Raw genomic sequence first — 19,546 nt, 5'->3', positions numbered from 1 at the left:
CGCAACGTCCAACTGTATCAGAAGATGTCCAGGGCTTGTCAACCCGGAAAGGGACCGAATTTCAGCGGGCTGCCACCTGCGTGCATTCGGATGGTCACAGAGTGGACCGTGCAGGGGTGTCTCGTCAAGCGAACGCGCGGATTCATCTGGGAAAAACCCGGTGTGATCCGCGCGTCCGCGTGCCGATCAGTAGTTCTGAATCTCGCTGATCTGCCAATCATCGTGTCCGTGATCGGGGTCCCGAACCAGCGCAAATCGCACGTGCGGCATCACCGACTGGTCGATGGCGCCGCCCTTTGTGGTGCTCACGATCAACTTCGCCACTACAACGGCATTGTGATTGTCGAGCTCGGCAAGGCCCATCACGTCCACACGACAATCGGAACTCGCCTGAGTCTGAGCGGCGAGCTTCTTCGACGTGGGCAGATACTGGCGGAAGGCGTCGAGCGCGGCGCCCGTCAGCTGAGTCTCCGCTTCGGACACCCACTTGTCCATCTTCCGGTAGTCGAACTGAAAGGGCGCACATGCTCCGTCTCGGGCGGCGGCCAGAACGCGGTCGCTCTCACCTTGCGCGACGAAGGCCCGGTTGTCGCTGAGCTCTGCGCCCGGATGGAACGCGAGAATGGTCGCGATCACGCCGATCACGACGGCTACCGCCGCGATGATCGCCGCTAGACGGTACGTACCCGCCGTATCGTTCGCTCCCGGCTCCACGTCAGAGGCGGCTTTCGCCCGCTCGGACGCGGTGCGTACTTCGTCCGCTCGTCGCCGCTTTCGCTCGACACCCGAGATGGCGGCCGTCGCCTCTACAGCGGCCGCTGGTTCGACGCTCGCGTCCCGGCGGGCAGTGGCATCCGACGAGATCTCGACACGCGCAGTGCTTCGACCCGCGACACGCGGCGTTCGACGCGACTTGTTGGAACGTTCGGCAGCCATCAGTTTCCACCTTCCTGGCTGGGGCCGGGCACAGGTGTCGAGTCCGAATCGGAGTAGGCGATCTCCGACAACGGGACGATGTCGGAGGCCTTCCACACCCCGTCTTCCTTCACCATCGTCATCAGATAGGACAGTCCTGTCGGCTGCTGCGGGGCACTCGACGCCGTCGCCTCCGACAGAACGAACACCTTCGCTGTACCCTCGTCCGCGTTCACCTCGGTCGCGGCGCTCGTGATGATCCGCACCTTGATCGAGTTGGCCTTGTTCTTCGCGTCCTCGACCTGCTGGATGAGCTCCTGGGCCGACTGGTCGACAGCCTGCTTCAGGGCGTTCCCTGTCAAGGACGACGACAGGCGCTTCTGCCATGCGTCCATATGCGCGGGGTCGACGGTGAACGTGTTGAGAACCGCCTGTTCGGCACCGTCGACCGCACCGATCCTGGCCTGATCCCGCGCAGAGTCGACAGCATAAGCGCGGATGCCCGTGTAGCCGAAGTAGGCGAGGCAGACGACTGCCACCACGAGCGCAGCCGATGCGCCCGCGAGCGCGAGCGAGGCCAACCAGTGCCTGCTCGACGCGTCGGACGTCGACTCAGCGCCGGCCGACTTCGCCTTCGACTCCGTGGGCGTGTCGGACTCGCTGTCGGACACGTCGTCGTCGGAGTCTTCGCCGCCGCCGACCGGTTCGGTCTTGGCGAGAGTCACCTCGTCGGCGGCACTCGTGTCAACGACTTCCGTGTCGGCGTCAGACTTCGTCAGACTCATCGTCGGTTCGTCGACAGAGTCGTCAGCGCCGACGTCGTCGGGGTCGGTCCCGTTGTTCTCGTCAGATTTCATCGTGCGCCACTGTACCTTTCCGCAGCAACGAGAACGGCCCGCCGACGCCTGTGATGACTGTCGGCGAGCCGCTTCGCGAACTACTTGGCATGCACTCCCATAAGCCCGGCCAGCTGGGTGGCCAGCGGGTTCAGGTTCAACTTGTCGGGATCCTTCTTCGGCTTGTTGTCCCACGGCTGCGGGAAGTCCGGGTTGGCGAGCGCCGCACGGTTCGCACTGCGGACGCCGGTCGGGTTGCCCACCGGGACGTCACACGACGCCTTGGTGTTCATCGGAAAATCGTCGTAGTTGATGTCGAAGTCGGGATTCCGCTTCTTCATCTCCGCGATGATCGCATCGGTGCCTTCGTAGCCGACGAGGCAACTCGGCGGGTTCTCGGTCTCCAGGACGATGCCGAAGTGGATCTGGCCATCACCCGGCGCCGGCGTGTGGCTGCCTGCGGCGAGCGCGGACAGCAACGCGAACGTGATGCCTGTGGTGAATGCCGCGGGCTCCGTGTAGTGGACTGTCGCCCCCAGCTGATGAATCAGCTTGCTCGCATCGTCCCCGTTGCTCTGGATGAAGTGCGAGAGCGACGACGCCGCACGTGGACCGTTCGACAGGATGCGGCGGATGGCCGGATCGGAACCGGCAAGCGTCGCCGTGACCAGTTCAAGATTTCGCGACCAGGTCAATATCTCGTCCGACTGCTCGGCCTGCGTGCCGAGGACCACGTTCGAGTTCTTGATCAGCGAGATCGTGTCGTCGAGGTTCTCGACCCCACTCTCAGACAGCTTGTCGAGCGAGTCGACGAGTCGCGTCAGGTTCTCGCCCTGACCGTTGAACGCCTTGCCGAGTTCAGTCACAACCGTTTTGAGGTCGTCCACGGGCACGGTCTTCGTGAGGCTGATCGCGTCGGAGATGACGTTCTGCAGCTTCGGCGGCAGCGCGTACTCCTTGATCGTGTCACCGTCCTTGAGGACGGGACCGTCCGCAGACGTCGGCTGCAGGTCGATGAACTGCTCGCCGATCGCGGAACGGTTCGTGACGACAGCCTTCGCGGACGCGGGCACATCGGCTGCGCTCGAGTTCATGTTGAGCGTGACCTCGACACCGTCGTTGGTCATCTGCATGTCGCCGACGAGTCCGACGGGCACACCGCGGTACGTGACCTCTGCGTTCGGGAAGATGCCTCCGGCGTCCTCCATCGGCAGAGTCACGTGGTAGGTCGACAATCCGGCGAGTTTGTCCAGTCGCGCGTACTTGCCGCCGACATAGACGATCGCGAGGACGCCGACGACGGCGAACACGATCAACTGGATCTTGACGAGACGGCTGATCATGCGTCGTCACCCTCCACGAGTGCGATGGTTCCGGCCATGAAGTCCGTCTGCGACGGCAGCGTCGCGTACTGGTTCGACGTCCGCTTCTTCTTCTTCTTCGACGTCGGCTTCTTCACGCCGTTCGCGCTGGCCGGGTACGTGCCTCCGGACGGCGGAGTGTTCGGTCCGCGCTTGGAGTTGAGATCCGGCGGCAGCAGCGAGATGGTGGGCCAACCCCAACGCGGGCCGTTGCCGTTGATGTACGGGTTGTTCGGGTCCACCTTCGGCGGATTGACCTTCGGCGGGCTGTACTTCGGGGTGCCCTGACCGACGCCGAGCGCTTCCAACTGATTCAGCAGTCGCAGGTCGAGTGTCATGAACAGGTTCGTCGCATTGCCCTGGACCGCAGGCAGGAGGTCGTCCGGGTACGGGTGCGTCAGCATCAGCGGAACGGCCGTGATCGCGTCCTGGGCCGACTTCGACAGCTCGGTCAGGATCGGGCGAAGCGCCTTGAGGTCGTTGATGATCTCGTCGTGCGCCTTGCCGAGGATGTCCGTGCCGACCTTGCCGAGGTCATCGAGCTTCGTCAGCAGGTCGACGAACTGCGGGCGCTGCTCCTCGAGCACCTGCACACCGGCGGGCAACTCATCGAGGATTCGTTCGATCTGCGTCGTCTGGTTGTTGGCACGCTCCGAGAGCCTGCTGACGCCGTCGATCGCTCGGACGATGTCGTCGCGCTGCGCGTTCAGACCGGTGATCAAGGTCTCCGTCTGGCGAAGCAACGAAGCGAATCGGCTCGGATCCGATCCGATCGACTCGTTGATCGAGGTCACGATCGGCTCAAGCTGATTGATGCCGCCACCGTTGAGGAGCATCGACAGAGCGCCGAGCAGTTGCTCGATGTCCGTTGTCGTGCGTGTACGTCCGTTGTCCGACTTGATCATCTGCGACTCCGGCTGACGCGGAGTCGACGACGTCACGCCGTCCGGCTCAGACAGCGAGACGAACTTCTCACCGAGGAGGTTCGTCTGCTGGATGGCCGCATGCGACTTGTCCGAGAGGTCAACCGAGTTCTTCACCTTGACGGTGACCACGGCCTCCCACGAGTCCTCGGGCACCTCGATCTTGGTCACCTGACCGACCGGGATGCCGTCCATCTTGACCATCGACTGAGGAACCAGGTCGAGAATGTTCGCGAACTGGATTCGGTACTCACGCGGGTTGTCGCCCACGTCGACGCCGCCGGGAAGCGGCACCGACTGGATGCCTGCACACGCGGACGTCACCGAGACGACAACCGCCATGACGGCTCCGACGGCTGCGGCGCGCGAACGCTTACTCAGCGTCACCTTCATCACTTGCCTCCGGGGAGTCGCGGATCCGGGTTGCCCGAGTTCGTGCCGGGGGCCGGATTCTGCTGCTGCTTCTTCGCGCTGAGGATGCCGAACGGAAGGATCGGCAGCATCGGTTCGAGCACACCGCTGGTGATCTGCTTCGACAGGTCCTTACAGCCGTTGATCAGCGGAGCCATCTTCTTGCTGAAGTCGATCGCCAGCGGATTGCCCGGCATCAGATTCTTCAGGTCGAGGAAGCGACACTGCGCTGCGAGCGGATCCTGCAGGTCCGTGAGGTTCAGTCGCATCGCCAGGGTTCCCGACTCCGCGTCGTACGCGTTGATCAGGTTGGAGATGGTGACCGGCAGAACAGTGAAGATCTCCAGCAGGTGATCCTTGTTGTCCAGCAGTGCCTGGCCTGTCGGCTGAAGGCCGCGGATCGCCTTTCCGAGTCGGTCGTTGTTGTCCGAGATGAACGTGGCGACGTCGCCGAGTGCGTACGACAGCGTGTCCAACGCCTTTCCGAGCTGATTGCGCTCGCCGGCCATGAACTGGTTGAACGACGCCATCTGTGTGTTGAACTGCCGCACCTGAGAGTCGTTCTCGCGCAGGGCGCCGACGAAGACGTTCAGGTTCGAGATCGTCGACGACAAGTCGCCCCGACCGTCGGACAGCGTGGTCGCGGCCTTCGACAGATTCGTGATCGCCTCGCCGAGTTTGGCGCCGTTGCCGTCGAGGTTCTTGGCCGCAGTCGACACGAAGTCCGTGACTGCGCCGTTCTTGTTGGCACCGTCCGGCCCGAGCGAGACAGACAACTTCTGAAGGTTCTTGTAGATCGCATCGATCTCGACAGGCACTCGCGTCTTGTCAGTGCCCAGACGAATCTCGCTGTCCGCCTCTGCACCACCGTCGAACGCCGGCGTCAACTGAATGTAGCGGTCGGCGACGATGGACGGGATGATCTGAACCGCGCCGACGTCCTTCGGCAGTTGAACGCCGCGGTTAACCCGCATGTCGACGTCGACGACGTCGCCGTTCGGTGTCACCTTGGTGACCTTACCGACGTCGACTCCGAGGACACGCACGTTGCTTCCCTCGTAGATGCCGACTGCGCTGCTGAACGTGGCGTGCACGGTGGTGGTGCCGACCAGCGTCGAGGCCCACCAGCCTGCTGTGCCCAGGATCAGCACGAGGATGGTGCCGAGTGCGCCGAAGACGATGTTCCGCTTGTTGAACACCCCGGACTCGTTGTCTGCCGTGGTCATCGGCCCCCCGTTCCGCCGTTGTTGAGGTTCTTCTGCATATTGGGCGGACGAGTGGTGTTCTGCTGCGGCAGTGCGGGCGGCAACAGGTTGGTGACCGCGGACTCGAACCAGCGACCGTTGCCGAGCACGTTCGCGTACAGGCGGTAGAACGGCGCCATGTACGTGATCGTGTCGCGCACGTTCTGATTCTGGCGGGTCAGCATGTCCGTGACTCCCTCGAGGGAGGCCAAGGCCGGTCCGATCTGAGCTTCGTTGTCACGAACGATTCCCGTCAGCGCACGACTGAGGGTCGTGGTGCTCGCCAGCAGAGCGGAGATGTTCCGCTGACGGTTGTTGAGTTCTTCCAGCAGCGTGCCGGCGCCCGCGATGAGGCGGGTGAACTCTTCGTTGCGATCGGCAAGGATCTTCGACGAATCCTTCGTCGCGCGCAGCAGTCGCTGCACCTCCTGGTCGCGACTGGCGATGGTGTTCGAGAGCCGGGAGATCCCCTCGAGCGACGGGCCGATGTCGCCCGACGTCCCGGAGAAGGCGTTCGCGAGCGTCCGGAGGCTCTTCGCCACATTGTCGGTGTTGACGTTCTCGATCTGATCCGCCGCATCGCCGAACGCCTCGATGACGTCGTACGGAGCGACCGTGTCGGTGAACGTGACATCCGGGTCTGCGAGCTTGCTGCCACGGGGGTTCAGAGCCAGGTACTTCTGACCGAGGACGGTCTTGATCTGGATGGACGCCTGGGTCTGATCGCCGATCCACGTGTTGTTCGCGCGGAAGTGGACGTCGACCTTGTTCCCGTTGAGCTCCACTCCGGTGACCTCGCCGACCTTGACGCCGGCGACGCGGACCTCATTGCCGGGCTTGAGGCCGGCGGCTTCGGAGAACGCTGCCGTGTACTGTGCGCCCGCACCGAGGAGCGGGAGGTCCTTCAGGTAGAAGGACGACACCGAGATCATGATCAGAATCAGCAGACCGAGGCCGCCGATGCCCGTTGCACTGCGACGGCCGGCGAACCGCCTGCTCTTCTGCGGCGCCGGGGCCTCCTGGTCGGAGGCGTCGGGTGTGTTCTGCTGTGTCGTCATGTCACTCCCCCGGTCGCTTGTTGTCCTTCCAGCACCGCGTTGCGGCACTGGTGTACAGGACGTGGTTGATGTCAGGAAGGCCGACCAGCGGCTGCGTCAGCAGCGTCGACTTGCCATTGCCCGCGACGACGTCGATGCCGCACAGGTAGAACTGGAACCAGGAGCCGAACGTGGCCGCACGACCGATCTTCTGCAGCTTGACCGGAAGGTTCGTGAGAGCCTTCTCGACCTCGTCGCTGCGATCGTTGAGCTGGTCGGACAGCGACTTGATGCCTGCGATGTCGCCCTGAATCGCAGGACGAGTCTTCGACAGGATCGAGCCCATGACCGTCGTCAAGTTCGAGACGGACGCGACCGCCGAACCGACGGAGCCACGCTGTGCGGCGAGACCCGTGACGAGCTTCTCCGTGTTGTCGAGCAAGCTCGTGAACTGGTCGTCATTGCGGTTCACGGTGTCGAGGACCTTCGTCAGGTTCGTGATCATGTCGCCGATCACCTGGTCCTTGTCGGCCAGCGCGTTCGTCAGCTCCGACGTCTGGGTGATCAACTGACTGATCGTCGTGTCCATGTCGCCTTGGAAGACCTTGATGACGGTCTCAGCGAGCTTGTTCATGTCATCCGGGGTGATCTGCTTGAACAGAGGGCGGAAGCCGTTGAACAGTTCCGTGAGGTTCACGGCTGGATGCGTGTTCTGCACCTTCGGATCCGTACCGAACGTGAAGTCCTTGCCGACCGTCTGGGTGGCGTCGCCGACGCCCTTCTCCAGAGCGACATACCGGAGTCCAGTGAGGTTGCGGTAACGGATGTACACGTTGGTACTGGCAGGCAGCGAGTCGCGGTCGACGTTGAAGGTCACGAGCGCCTGATTGCGGTTCGTGATCTCCACGCTCTCGACCTGACCGACACGCACACCGGCGATGCGGACGTCGTCACCTGCATTGAGCATCGCAGCGTCGTTGAAGACTGCCTTGAAGCCCGTTCGGCCGCCGCCGCCGGCGTTGGCGATGGTCAGTCCGAGCATGGCGGTCGCGATCGCAGTAATCACCGCGAACACAACCAGCTTGATGAGGGGTGCTGTCAACGATCTCACTTGATCGCCACCTCGGTTCCCTGCACTGCTCCTCCACCGATGTAAGTGACCCACGTCGGGACGTCTGCAGGCTGCACGCCGCTCGAGGCGCCGTACACGATCTGCATCTGCTTGACGTAGTCGGGGTCGTCGTAGACGGTTCCGGACGGGCTGCTGCTGAACTGCGGCTGGGGCAGTTCAGGCCACGTCGTCGGACCTGCGTTGCGCGACGGCGGCTGGTACGAGCCGTCCGGCACGCCACCGCCCGGGTACTGCGGGAACGGGCGACCGTTGGTCGCGGGCTCGTAGCAGCGGGCCGGCGGGTCGCGCCACAGCAGACGCGGCTCGTCCTGATTAGGCAGGTAGCGTCCACGCGGGTTCACAAACTGCAGGTTCACGCGGACACCGGGATTGTCGGTGCCCTTGCCGACGATGTCGCCGACCTTCGGGACGATCGTCGCGAAGTTGTGGAACATGCAGGTGAACGTCGGGGACTGCCGTGCGAGCGGGACCAAGAACTTCTCCGAGTCGATCGCCAGGTTCAACAGGTCGCGACGGTTCTTCCGCAGGAACTTCGTGGTGTCCGTCGCCGCGACGCCGAGAGTCGAGATCAGCGTGCTGAAGTCGCCCTGGCGCTCCACCAGCGTGTTGCCGGTGACGCGAAGCGAATCGAGCGCGTCGATCACGTCGGGAAGCGCCTCGGAGTAGGTCTGCGAGAACGAGGCGAGGCCGCGCAGCGTGCCCTGCAGGTCGTCCATGTTCGCGTTGACGCGCTTGAAGATCGTGTTCAGCCGGTCGATGGTGCCGCCGAGCTGCTTGCCCTTGCCGCCGATGGCCTGCGAGATCGATGTCAGCGTCACGTTCAGGTCCTGCGGCGGAATCGCCTTCAGGACCGGCATGAGCGCGTCGAACAGATCCTCGACCTCTGCGGCGCTGCCACGGGGGTCAGTCTTGATCGTCTCACCGTCGGTGAGCGATCCGTGGCCGTTGGTCGGCACTGTCAGCGAGACGAAGCGCTCACCGAACAGCGTCTTCGGCAGCACTCGGCCCGTGGTGCCCTGCGGCAGTTCCTTGGCCTTGTCGGGATCGAGCCCGAGTTCGACGAGTGCCTTGCCGCCCGGCTGCACCTTGATGCTTCGGACGGTGCCGACGATGACGCCGCGCGCCTTGACGTCGGAGTTCTCCGCGAGAGCGTTGCCCGCGTTGTCGGTCTGCAGGGTGACCGTCGTGTACTTGTCGAACGTTCCCTGGAACTTCAGAATCGACGCCGCCAGCAGTCCGAAGACCACGACGAAGAACACCAGACCCAGCAGCCTGCGTTTTGCAGTCGCCACGTTTTCCTAACCTCCGACTCGGACCGACGTGGTGGTTCCCCAGATCGCCAGGCCCAGGAAGAAGTCCATGACCGCGATCAGCACCAGAGCTGCGCGCACCGCGTGTCCCACGGCCACGCCGACGCCTGCGGGACCACCGCTCGCGTAGTAGCCGTAGTAGCAGTGCACCAGGATGATGACGAACGCGAATACCAGCACCTTGCCGAATGACCACAGCACGTCGGCCGGTGGCAGGAACAGGTTGAAGTAATGGTCGTACGAACCGGTCGACTGACCGTTGAAGACCGTGTTGATGGTGCGCGACGCGAGGTACGCGGCCATCAGGCCGAGCACGTACAGCGGGATGACGGCGACGAAGCCCGCGATCACGCGAGTGCTGACGAGGAACGGGATGGACGGGACCGCCATGACCTCGAGTGCGTCGATCTCCTCGGAGATGCGCATGGCGCCGAGCTGGGCGGTGAAACCGCAGCCGACCGTCGCCGACAGTGCCAGGCCCGCGACCAGCGGCGCGACCTCACGGGTGTTGACGTACGCCGACAAGAAGCCGGTCAAGGCCTGCGAACCGATCTGATCGAGGGCCGCGTAGCCCTGCATGCCGACCACGACACCGGTGAAGCCCGACATCAGGACCATCACGCCGACGGTGCCGCCGATGACCGCGAGGCCACCCGAACCGAATGCGACCTCAGCCAGGAGGCGCATCACCTCGCGGGTGTAGTGAATGAGTGTCTTCGGAATCCACGCGAGCGTGCGTCCGTAGAACGACATCTGTTCGCCGGCGCCGTCGAGGATCTTCAACGGCTTGCCGAGCTGCTTGCGCGCCTCGTACAGGTAGTACTCCGGGCGGCTCTTGGAGACTGTCACACCACGTGTCATGGCTAACTCACCTTCGCCGGGACGATCTGGAGGAACACGGCCGTGATGATCAGGTTCGCGAAGAACAGGAGCAGGAACGTCACGACGACGCTCTGGTTCACCGCGTCGCCGACGCCCTTCGGGCCACCCTTGGGGTTGAGGCCCTTATAGGCGGCGATGACACCGGCGATGACACCGAAGATCGCGGCCTTCAGCGTCGAGATGTAGAGGTCCGGCAGCTGCGCGAGCGCGCCGAACGAGGCCAGATACGCACCGGGCGTTCCGCCCTGCACGATCACGTTGAAGAAGTAGCCGCCGCCGATGCCGACGACTGCGACGAGTCCGTTGAGGAGGACGGCCACCAGGACCATCGCCAACACGCGTGGCACGACGAGGCGCTGGACGGGATTGATTCCGAGCACCTCCATCGCGTCGATCTCTTCGCGAATGGTTCGCGAACCGAGGTCGGCCGCAACGGCCGATCCTGCGGCGCCAGCGACAAGCAGCGACGTCACCAGGGGCGAACCCTGTTGGACGACGACGAGCACGCTCGCCGCGCCCGTGTACGCCTCAGCGCCGAGCTGCTTGATCAGCGAGCCGGTCTGCAGCGACACGATCGCACCGAACGGGATCGCGATGAGCGCCGTCGGCAGAATCGTGACGCTGGCGATGAACCAGGCCTGCTGAATGAACTCGCGCAGCTGGAACGGCCGCACGAAGAGCTGGCGGGCGACGTCGACGAACAGCTGAACGATGTTGCCGGTCTGGGTGAGAGCACCCTCCCCGGCCTTCGCGAGCTTGTCGACGCCACGCGTGGTGGCACTCGTCATGCCTGGTTACTCCCCTGTCCCTTGGACTGGTCGATGATCGCCGTCTCGATGGCCGAGGTGTCGATCGGCTGCGTGAACGCGTCGTCGCCCGCGGGCTGAGCGACGGCGGTCTTCGCCAGATCCGGGCGAGTGACGACGTCGGTCGCCTGGTTCGCCTGAGCGTTGCCGTGCACGTCAGTCGGAGCGACGTAGACGCCGTCCGGGCCGCCCGGGAGTCCGGTGTAGACGGCGTTCGGATCACTGAAGTCGGTCTGCGACAGCGCGACCAGCGTGGTCGACGTCTCAGGCGACTCCGCTGCACGACGGTCCTCTTCGGCGATCGAGTTGCGGATCGCGTGCTGCGCATTCTCCGGGAGGGTGTGCAGCATGTTGAGGACGTTGGCGCGGTGGCGGATGGCGGCCTTGCGGACGGGCATGCCCGGGTTCGGCTGCACCTGCGGGATGATCTCGGAGAAGTCGTCCGAGGTACCGCCACCGGAGATGCCTGCGGCCTGCATCGCGGCCTCCGCGGCTGCGACCGACTCGTCCTTCTCCTCGGACATGCCGATGGGACCGAAACGGTCGCCGGAGAGGAACTGCTTCACAACCGGCTGCTCCGAGGTGAGGAGCTGCTCACGCGGACCGAACATGACGAGTTCCTTGCGGAACAGCATGCCGATGTTGTCCGGGATGGTGCGGGCGATGTTGATGTTGTGCGTGACGATGAGGATCGTCGCGTCGATCTCCGCATTGATGTCGATCAGCAGCTGCGAGATGTACGCGGTGCGGACCGGGTCGAGACCCGAGTCGGGCTCGTCGCAGAGGATGATCTGCGGGTCGAGCACGAGGGCGCGAGCCAGGCCGGCGCGCTTGCGCATACCGCCGGAGATCTCGCCGGGGAGCTTGTCCTCCGCGCCCGCCAGACCGACGAGCTCAACCTTCTCCATGACGATCCTGCGGACTTCGTCTTCCTTCTTCTTCGTGTGCTCACGAAGCGGGAAGGCGATGTTGTCGTACAGACTCATCGAGCCGAAGAGCGCGCCGTCCTGGAACAGGACGCCGAACAGCTTGCGGATCTCGTACAGCTCCTTGGCAGAGCACTGGGTGATGTCGGTGCCGTCGATGATGACGGAGCCCTGCTCGGGATGCAGGAGGCCGATGAGCGTCTTCAGGAAGACCGACTTACCGGTACCGGACGGACCCAGGAGAGCGTTGACCTCGCCCGCGGGCAGCGTCAGGCTGACATCTCGCCAAATGTTCTGTGAGCCGAACGACTTGGTGAGTCCCTCGACTGTGACCTCAACTCCCACTGCGTCCCTCCAGACGTTTCAGATACCGAATGGCTTCCGTTGTGCCCATCCGTGGACACGAAACCTGCGAGCTTTAGCCCCCGCTCACTCCGGTGTGCCGTTTGTGGCTGCGGTCACTGTAACCCACCGCGTGGTATGACACACCTTCGGATCACTGTGGTGACCAGCCCTGTGATGCCATTACTCAGCGGTGACTTTTGTTTTGTGAGTTGAGAATACTCGAAGAAGCGGGTTAGGCCAAAGTGAACGCGGTCCGATCCGACACGCCGATGTGCGCTACTTCACATAGGTGGATTTACGGACACCGAATACGACGAAAAGGGCCCGCAGGGAAGTCCCTGCGGGCCCGATTCGAAGCCGCCTAGGCGGCCTCAGCGCCGTCGTAAGACGGCATCAGATCACTTGAGCGAGATCTTGGCGCCGGCCTCTTCGAGCTTGGCCTTGGCAGCCTCTGCGTCGTCCTTGCTGACCTTCTCCAGGAGAGCCTTCGGAGCACCCTCGACGAGGTCCTTGGCTTCCTTCAGGCCCAGACCCGAGACGACCTCACGGACGACCTTGATGACCTGGATCTTCTTGTCGCCGGCCGACTCGAGCACGACGTCGAACTCGTCCTGCTCAGCAGCGGCGTCGGCGCCGGCAGCCGGAGCACCGGCAGCAGCGACGGCGACCGGAGCAGCAGCGGTGACCTCGAAGACCTCTTCGAACTTCTTCACGAAATCGCTGAGCTCCAGCAGGGTCAGTTCCTTGAACTGCTCGATGAGCTCGTCAGCGGTGAGCTTCGCCATGGTGGCGTCCTTCCGTAATTCCCCGCCGGTGCGGGGGCGCCTGCGATGCAGGCTCGATCATGGGTGTTCGACCAGCTCGCGCCGGTCTGGGTGGAGAGCGTGAGGTCTCAGGCGGCGTCGCCCGAGGCCTCCTGCTTCTCCTGCAGAGCCGCGGCGAGACGCGCGACCTGCGACGCAGGCTGGTTGAACAGCCCTGCAGCCTTTGCCAAGTTGCCCTTCATGGCACCGGCGAGCTTTGCCAGCAGAACCTCGCGGGACTCGAGATCGGCGATACGCTCGACCTCGTCCACGGACAGCACACGGCCGTCCATGTAGCCACCCTTGATGATGAGGTTCTTGTTCTCCTTGGCGAACGTCTTCATCGCCTTGGCAGCTTCGGGAAGCTCGCCTTCGATGAATGCGATCGCTGTCGGACCGGTGAACAGCTCGTCGAGGCCCTCCACGCCCGCCTCTGCGGCGGCACGCTTGACGAGGGTGTTCTTGGCGACGGAGTAGGTTGCACCTTCACCGAGCGTGCGACGCAGGGTTCCCAGCTGGGTGACGGACAGACCACGGAATTCCGTGATGACCGCCGCGTTGGAGCCCTTGAACTGCTCGGTGATCTCTGCGACTGCAGAAACCTTTTCGGCCTTAGCCATACTTCGCCTCCTCTCGTGTCACTTCACGTCGACCCGGTTCCACCGAGTCGAATCGGACCCAGATTCCGTTGGTTCGCAAGAAAGCGAAAACGCCCCGGGCACAGGAGGCACGGGGCGTACAGAAGCCAACTCGAGAGTGTGGCGGCGGTATTCCTCGTTCATCCTGCGTGGGTCGCCGGCCGGAGCCGGACCTTCGATCGGGACTCTCGTCCACGATGACCAACGGTCTCTGGTTGAACTTTGATGCACCGAGCGGACTCGGTGCGTCGCCCAATAGGCTAACGGCTATGACCGACGATGTCGAATCGACGCGGGCCGCCGCCGCACAGGAGGCCCTTCGGGCCCGCCACCTCCGCAGACTCGGCGGCTGGGTTCCGTTCACCAGGATCGGCGTCGTCGCATGGCCGCCCGCTGGTCGGCCCCTGTCCAAACAGCGCATCACGTCGTCCTGGAACTACTGGTGGCAGGCACACCTGGTGGACACCCTCGTCGACGGCGCGGTCCTGCGCGATGACGAACGGTGCGGCGCCGACGCGGTCCGGCTCCTGCGCGGCATCCGGATCCGCAACGTCGGACGCTGGACCAACAACTACTACGACGACATGGCGTGGCTCGGCCTCGCGATGGAACGCCTCGACCGGCATCTGCCGGGCCGCACCGGCACGGGTCATCTTCGTGGGCTCCGCACCCTTCGGGACGTCATGTACGACGGCTGGTCTCCCGAGCTCGGCGGCGGGATCCCCTGGCGGACCACCGATCACTTCTTCAATGCGCCTGCGAACGGACCGGCCGCGATCCTTCTCGCGCGCGCCGGACGTCCCGAGCGCGCGATCGAGATGGCGAATTGGCTGCACGAGAACCTCACTCTCCCGTCCGGTCTGATCGGCGACGGCCTGTGGCGACGGGCCGACGGCACCCGCGAGTTCGACGACGCAGTCTTCACCTACTGCCAGGGCGTCGTCCTCGGCGCCGACGTCGAGGCCTATCGACTGAGCGGCGATCCCCTCCATCTGTCACGCATCGACGCACTGCTCCACGCGGTGTCCGACCGCATGACCGTCGACGGCGTCATCCGCGGTGCCGGCGGAGGCGACGGCGGACTGTTCGGCGGAATCCTCGCCCGCTACCTCGCTTTGGTGGCGACTGATCTTCCAGACACCGCATCGGACGTCCGCGCCCGCGCCGCAGCGATCGTCACTGCGAGCGCCGACGCCGCGTGGACTCACCGCGCCGAGGTCGACGGGCTCCCGATTTTCGGCCCCGACTGGTCCACACAGGCCGTTGTGCCGTCCACCGAAGGACCGACGGCACAGAAATTCGGCGGCGCGGTCGCATCGTCGAGGACCCCCGAGAGAGACATGTCTGTGCAGGTCGGAGCCACGATGCTCCTCGAAGCCGCAGCACGCGTAACGAACCGGTCACCGGAGCACAACGGTTACGCCACTCCCGATTAGGCATCTGGAATGCCTTCGTTTTTAATGGAATGACGTTCGCGAGTGATGTGGGACACAGACGAGAGGGTGATCGAGCGTGACTCTGGAGTTGAGCGCCGGCCACGGCGAGTTCGCCGGGCTCCACCGCAACGGTGTTCCCGCCTACCGCGACGCCGACGGCGGAACCGCTGCGCGCGAATGGCGAGCGGCAGTCGACGGTCGTCAGCCGTACCCGCGGGTCCACATCGACCGCAGCATCACGCTCGACATGAGCGACGGCACTCGCCTGCGCGCCACCGTCGTCCGGCCGGCGAACGTCCTCGGCACACCGGTCAAGACGCCGTTCCCCGCCGTACTCAACGTGAACCCGTACAACCGCGCGGTGCTCGACGCGATCGACCACGGTCTTCACGCACCGGTCATCGGCAACGCCGTTCGGACCGCGAGCAACGCGATGACCGCCGACTCCGGCGCCCTCGGCGGCGTGTCCCGGATCGGCAGGACATTCGGCACCGGGCTGTGGGACGTGTTCGGCATCAATCGGAATCTGGTCCGCTCGGGCTATGTGCAGGTGATCGTCGACGTCCGCGGCACCGGCTCGTCGCACGGCAAGTGGGAGATCCTCTCGCCTCGAGAGCAGCAGGACTCCATCGAGGTCATCGACTGGATCAGCAAGCGGTCATGGTGCGACGGAAACGTCGGCATGACCGGATGGTCGTACTCGGCGATCAACTCACTGCAGGCCGCCAGCCATCGCCCGCCCGCCCTCAAGGCGGTGTTCGCGGTCGAAGGCAGCGAAGACGTGGTCCGGGACGTCTACATCACGGGTGGAATGCCATCGGCATTCATCCCACTGTGGTTGGCGCTCGTCAACGGCCTCAAGTGGCTGCCGAATCCGGCGACCGGCGTGGCCGACCTGCTGCGCGGCGACGCCTACCGGTGGCTCCGAGATCGCGTGAAGTCACCGGCGTCTGAGATGCCGTCCCTGATGTGGGGCTTCCTGACGGCACGCGACGACCGCATCTTCGACGACCCGTATTTCACCGAACGCAATCCGATCATCGAGAACATCGAATGTCCGACATTCACGATCGGCGGATGGCACGACCTCTTCGGCCGCAGCGCGACCCGCGTCTACCAGAAGCTGCAGATGGCGCCCGGTCGCAAGCAGATGCTCGTCGCCGACGGCTATCACCTCGATCCGGGGTGCGATCACGGTGCACCGCACCGTCCGCCTCGCCTCGACGTGCTCGAGCGCGCGTGGTTCGACAAGTGGCTCAAGGGCATCGACAACAGCGTCGAGGACTACGGCCCGGTCACTATGGAGCAGCAGGGCGGCATGTGGTCGTGCGGCACCGCGTTCCCTCGTTCAGAAGTGACCCCGCGCAGACTGTTCCTCACCGAGGACTCGTCCGGAACCGCAGCGCACACCCGCCACGACGGAGGGCTGTCCGCCGAACCCGCTCATCGCCGTCGCGCCCTGCACGTACGCCCGGATCTTCGCGGATTCCGGTCCCGAGACCTGGCACAGGTCACTGCCGGAGCCGCGATCGTCCTCGGCGACGACTTCTCCGTCGACGCCCGCTATCAGGAACACGGCGCACTGTCGTTCACCAGCGAGGCCGTCGACGAGCCGACCCAACTGTCCGGCGAGATGAACCTTCGTCTCAACGTCGCCACCACCGCGCACGAAGGCATCTGGGCGGTCACCGTGAACGACGTGGCGCCGGACGGCACGTCCCGCGTGTTGACCAATGGAGCGTTGACCTCGTCGAATCGTGCTCTCGATCCTTCGCGGTCCACGTACACGCCCGACGGTGTGCTTCTCGACGCCGTGCACTACCTCTCCAGAGAGCGGCGTCTTCCGGTCCCGGCGAACGAGCCGGTCCGCATCGACATCGATCTTGTCCCGACCGACGCAGTGCTGGCGCCCGGGCATCGTCTGCGGGTGGACGTCTACGCCGCCAGCCTGCCCCGTTACCTGACGATCGTGCCGGACCTGATCAAGGCGCGCGGCCGTCGTCAGCAATTGGTGCTCGACCCGAACAAGCCGAGCTACCTGACCTTCCAGACCGACGGTGCTCTCGGAGCCGATCCGGTTCCGGTCGTCAGTGCACTCCGGCCTCTGTGAACAGGATCCGGTAGACCAGACCCACCTCCGGTCCGAGGACCAGTCCGACGAGGTCGATGAGCGTGTCGACGAACGACGCTCCGTGCATCTGACCGTCGTCCCTCGGATCCAGGTGATGCGCCACTTCGTGCAGCACCACGAGTTCACGCAGGGCCCAGGTCCCCTCCGCGGAGTCGGGGACTGCGATCACGTTTCCTGACGCTTCGTAGTGCGCTGCGCGGCTGCCCCTTCTGCGACGGACCCGTACCGGCGTGGCCGCGTTCACGAAGCGCTCGCGGACCGGACGGAGAGCAAGGAGGTCGTCGACGTACCGGGCTACCGCGTCGACGTCGCCGAACTTGGCTTCCGCGGGGACCGTGAGCGTCGTGCCCGCGATCTGGACCGTGTGCGCTCCCCCACCGGGACGGTCCATCAGGCGATGCGCGATCCGCTCCGTCTCGTACACCTTCCCCCGGTTCGCATCTCGCACCCGCTCACCCTACCGACGGCCCCACGGATCCTGAGCTCGAGTCCACCCCGGGGCGATCGTCACAAGTCGAAGTGCTTTTGCGTCTGGTGCAGGGTGTCGGCGGACGCACGGAGCCCGGCGGCCTCATCGTCTGAGAGCGACACCGCTAGTCGCTCGCCTGCACCTCGCGCGTCCACGATCGTGGGCAGTGAGAGACAGACGTCATCGATACCTTCGGGGCCGTCGGCGATCAGCGTCGAAACCGGCAGCACGCGGTGTTCGTCCCCGAAGATCGCCTCCGTGATTCGGACGGCGGCGAGCCCGATCGCATAGTTTGTGGCACCCTTGCCTGCGATGATCCGGTACGCCGACTCGACGACATCACGTCGGATCTGCTCGCGGACTGCAGCGTCGAGCGGGTCTCGCCCCGCCAACGGTCGCCACTGGTCCAGCGGGACCGCGCCGATGGTGGCGGTCGACCACAGCGGTATCTCACCGTCTCCGTGCTCGCCGGCGATGTACGCGTGGACGTTCTGGACCGCGACACCGCAGTGGATCGCCAGCAAGTGCCGGAGCCGCGACGTGTCGAGTACCGTTCCCGACCCGAACAAGCGGTTCGGCGGGAGACCGGTGAACTTCAACGCCGCGTACGTGACGACGTCGACGGGATTGGTGACCATGATGAACACGGCGTCGGGCGCCGCCGCCACGATCGGCGGAAGTGCGCGACGAGTCAATTCGATGGTCGCCTCAGCGAGTTCGAGACGGGACTGCCCCGGCTTCTGTTTTGCACCGGCCGTGAAGATCACGACGTTCGAGTCGGACGCCACCGAGGGGTCGCTGCCACAGATCACCGTGGCGCCGGGCACGAATTCGAGGCCGTGCCGCAAGTCGAGCACTTCCGCTTCGACCTTCGCCTCGTTCACGTCGAGCAACGCGACGGTCCGGGCGACTCCCCTGATCAGCGCCGCGTACGCGATCGCGGTTCCGACTGCACCTGCTCCGACAACAGTGAGTTTCCGCCTGCTGACCTCCATGCTCAGACGGTAGCCGCATTGAGACCGCTTGGCACGAGTTACCGCCGGCCCCCTCAGCGATCGATCCTGCGGCGACCGCTCGGCAACGTCGGTTCGCCGGGGCCCAACCGCGCCCTGCGACCGGCCCGATCGCCCGCCTGCCGAGCCGCCGACGAGTAACCCGAGCGCGCCGACGTCGGGCGCCAGGTGCCGCGCGCCGTCGTCGCCTGTGAATAGAAGTCCTTGACCTCCAGCTCTTTGTTCCGCAAAGCGAGCGCCGTGGATCCCGATCTCTCGTCTGCGACTGCCGACTCCACGGACATCGCCTCGGCGCGCTGTTCGTCCCGTGCTTCCTGAAGCCGACGTCCGATCCGTTCCGCGAACGCCGACTGGAAGTTGAGCCGGGCGGTGATCGGCGAGAGCGGCTTCTCCTCGACAGCTTTCCGACGGAAGTACCCGGAACCGACGGTGACCACCTGCCGAGCCGTCTGTCCTTTGTATCCACCGGACTTCAGGTACGCGTCGCTGGCCGCGACCATCTGAATCACCAGCGACGAGTACAGCGCCTCGGTCGCGTCGATGTCGGCCTCGAACCCGTACGCGATGACATATGTCGAGTTCGACGCCACGTCGCACGTCAGGTCGTTGGCACGGGCTATCTGCACGAACAGTTGGACGTAGGTCTTCAGTCCGCGTTTCCCGGCTTCGCCGATCGTGATCTGTCGGGTCAGTGGGACAGTGGCCGCTCGTGCTGCCGGGTCGTGTGCCCGCGCCAACGCGAGGTCGATCGACGACGCCGTCGCCAACCGCTGAGCGGCGGCCATGAAGGCCTCTGACTCATGCTCGTTGTCGGTTCCCTCCGCCTGCCGTAGCAGTCCGGCGATGCGGGTGAGCAGCTTGTCGTCGCGCATGTCCCACAGGTTATCGGCGTCCCCCGACACCGTCGATCGCTCTGTCCACAGGTCCG

General features: G+C 64.7%; 18 protein-coding genes. 2 read left to right on the top strand and 16 right to left on the bottom strand.

What is annotated here, in order from left to right:
• Positions 1-186: 186 nt before the first annotated feature.
• The 13 genes from GM1_RS06800 to rplJ all read right to left on the bottom strand — a co-directional run bounded on the left by GM1_RS06800 (position 187) and on the right by rplJ (position 13,551).
• Complete coding sequence (locus GM1_RS06800; protein WP_008377550.1) at positions 187-936, bottom strand: hypothetical protein; 750 nt, start codon at positions 934-936, stop codon at positions 187-189.
• The gene (locus GM1_RS06795) at positions 936-1,772 is read right to left on the bottom strand and encodes a hypothetical protein (RefSeq protein ID WP_052005334.1); all 837 of its coding nucleotides are present in this window, start codon (positions 1,770-1,772) and stop codon (positions 936-938) included. Before GM1_RS06795 ends, GM1_RS06800 begins: the two co-directional genes overlap by 1 nt.
• 80 nt (positions 1,773-1,852) lie before the next feature.
• Complete coding sequence (locus tag GM1_RS06790) at positions 1,853-3,094, bottom strand: MCE family protein (RefSeq protein ID WP_008377548.1); 1,242 nt, start codon at positions 3,092-3,094, stop codon at positions 1,853-1,855.
• The gene (locus tag GM1_RS06785) at positions 3,091-4,428 is read right to left on the bottom strand and encodes an MCE family protein (protein ID WP_008377547.1); all 1,338 of its coding nucleotides are present in this window, start codon (positions 4,426-4,428) and stop codon (positions 3,091-3,093) included. Before GM1_RS06785 ends, GM1_RS06790 begins: the two co-directional genes overlap by 4 nt.
• Positions 4,428-5,672, bottom strand: a complete 1,245-nt coding sequence (locus GM1_RS06780) for an MCE family protein (RefSeq protein ID WP_008377546.1) — start codon at positions 5,670-5,672, stop codon at positions 4,428-4,430. Before GM1_RS06780 ends, GM1_RS06785 begins: the two co-directional genes overlap by 1 nt.
• Positions 5,669-6,748, bottom strand: coding sequence for an MCE family protein (locus GM1_RS06775; RefSeq protein ID WP_008377545.1), 1,080 nt, complete (start codon positions 6,746-6,748; stop codon positions 5,669-5,671). The genes GM1_RS06780 and GM1_RS06775 overlap by 4 nt, the downstream gene beginning before the upstream one ends.
• A 1-nt stretch (position 6,749) precedes the next feature.
• A complete protein-coding gene (locus tag GM1_RS06770) occupies positions 6,750-7,838 on the bottom strand; it encodes an MCE family protein (protein WP_008377544.1) in 1,089 nt (362 codons plus the stop codon).
• Positions 7,835-9,151 carry an MCE family protein gene (locus tag GM1_RS06765; RefSeq protein ID WP_008377543.1) on the bottom strand — a complete coding sequence of 439 codons (1,317 nt, stop codon included), beginning with the start codon at positions 9,149-9,151 and terminating at the stop codon, positions 7,835-7,837. The genes GM1_RS06770 and GM1_RS06765 overlap by 4 nt, the downstream gene beginning before the upstream one ends.
• A 6-nt stretch (positions 9,152-9,157) precedes the next feature.
• Positions 9,158-10,030 carry an MlaE family ABC transporter permease gene (locus GM1_RS06760; protein WP_008377542.1) on the bottom strand — a complete coding sequence of 291 codons (873 nt, stop codon included), beginning with the start codon at positions 10,028-10,030 and terminating at the stop codon, positions 9,158-9,160.
• 2 nt (positions 10,031-10,032) lie between these two features.
• Positions 10,033-10,839, bottom strand: coding sequence for an MlaE family ABC transporter permease (locus GM1_RS06755; RefSeq protein ID WP_008377541.1), 807 nt, complete (start codon positions 10,837-10,839; stop codon positions 10,033-10,035).
• Positions 10,836-12,128: an ABC transporter ATP-binding protein gene (locus GM1_RS06750; protein ID WP_008377540.1), complete on the bottom strand. Its 1,293-nt coding sequence runs from the start codon at positions 12,126-12,128 to the stop codon at positions 10,836-10,838. The genes GM1_RS06755 and GM1_RS06750 overlap by 4 nt, the downstream gene beginning before the upstream one ends.
• A 398-nt stretch (positions 12,129-12,526) precedes the next feature.
• On the bottom strand, positions 12,527-12,913 hold the full coding sequence (rplL, locus tag GM1_RS06745) for a 50S ribosomal protein L7/L12 (protein ID WP_008377539.1): 387 nt from the start codon (positions 12,911-12,913) through the stop codon (positions 12,527-12,529).
• A gap of 107 nt (positions 12,914-13,020) precedes the next feature.
• The gene (gene rplJ / locus GM1_RS06740) at positions 13,021-13,551 is read right to left on the bottom strand and encodes a 50S ribosomal protein L10 (RefSeq protein WP_008377538.1); all 531 of its coding nucleotides are present in this window, start codon (positions 13,549-13,551) and stop codon (positions 13,021-13,023) included.
• Positions 13,552-13,838: 287 nt separating this feature from the next.
• Between rplJ and GM1_RS06735 the strand changes: the two genes are divergently transcribed.
• Both GM1_RS06735 and GM1_RS06730 read left to right on the top strand, forming a co-directional pair.
• Positions 13,839-15,005: a glycoside hydrolase family 76 protein gene (locus GM1_RS06735; protein ID WP_008377537.1), complete on the top strand. Its 1,167-nt coding sequence runs from the start codon at positions 13,839-13,841 to the stop codon at positions 15,003-15,005.
• Between the two features lie 88 nt (positions 15,006-15,093).
• Positions 15,094-17,115, top strand: coding sequence for a CocE/NonD family hydrolase (locus tag GM1_RS06730; protein ID WP_373278335.1), 2,022 nt, complete (start codon positions 15,094-15,096; stop codon positions 17,113-17,115).
• On the opposite strand, the gene GM1_RS06725 is transcribed toward GM1_RS06730, so the two are convergent.
• From GM1_RS06725 to GM1_RS06715, 3 genes are read right to left on the bottom strand one after another with little or no spacing between them, the layout of a single operon-like run.
• Complete coding sequence (locus tag GM1_RS06725; RefSeq protein WP_008377535.1) at positions 17,093-17,584, bottom strand: TIGR04338 family metallohydrolase; 492 nt, start codon at positions 17,582-17,584, stop codon at positions 17,093-17,095. The genes GM1_RS06730 and GM1_RS06725 overlap by 23 nt on opposite strands.
• A gap of 59 nt (positions 17,585-17,643) precedes the next feature.
• The gene (locus tag GM1_RS06720; protein ID WP_008377534.1) at positions 17,644-18,600 is read right to left on the bottom strand and encodes an L-lactate dehydrogenase; all 957 of its coding nucleotides are present in this window, start codon (positions 18,598-18,600) and stop codon (positions 17,644-17,646) included.
• 53 nt (positions 18,601-18,653) lie between these two features.
• Entirely contained in the window at positions 18,654-19,490 is an 837-nt protein-coding gene (locus GM1_RS06715; protein ID WP_040519633.1) for a DUF2786 domain-containing protein, read from the bottom strand.
• Positions 19,491-19,546 lie beyond the last annotated feature (56 nt).

The sequence above is a fragment of the Gordonia malaquae NBRC 108250 genome (assembly GCF_000344135.1).
Lineage (GTDB): Bacteria > Actinomycetota > Actinomycetes > Mycobacteriales > Mycobacteriaceae > Gordonia > Gordonia malaquae.
This window is presented reverse-complemented; position numbering and strand designations above follow the sequence as displayed.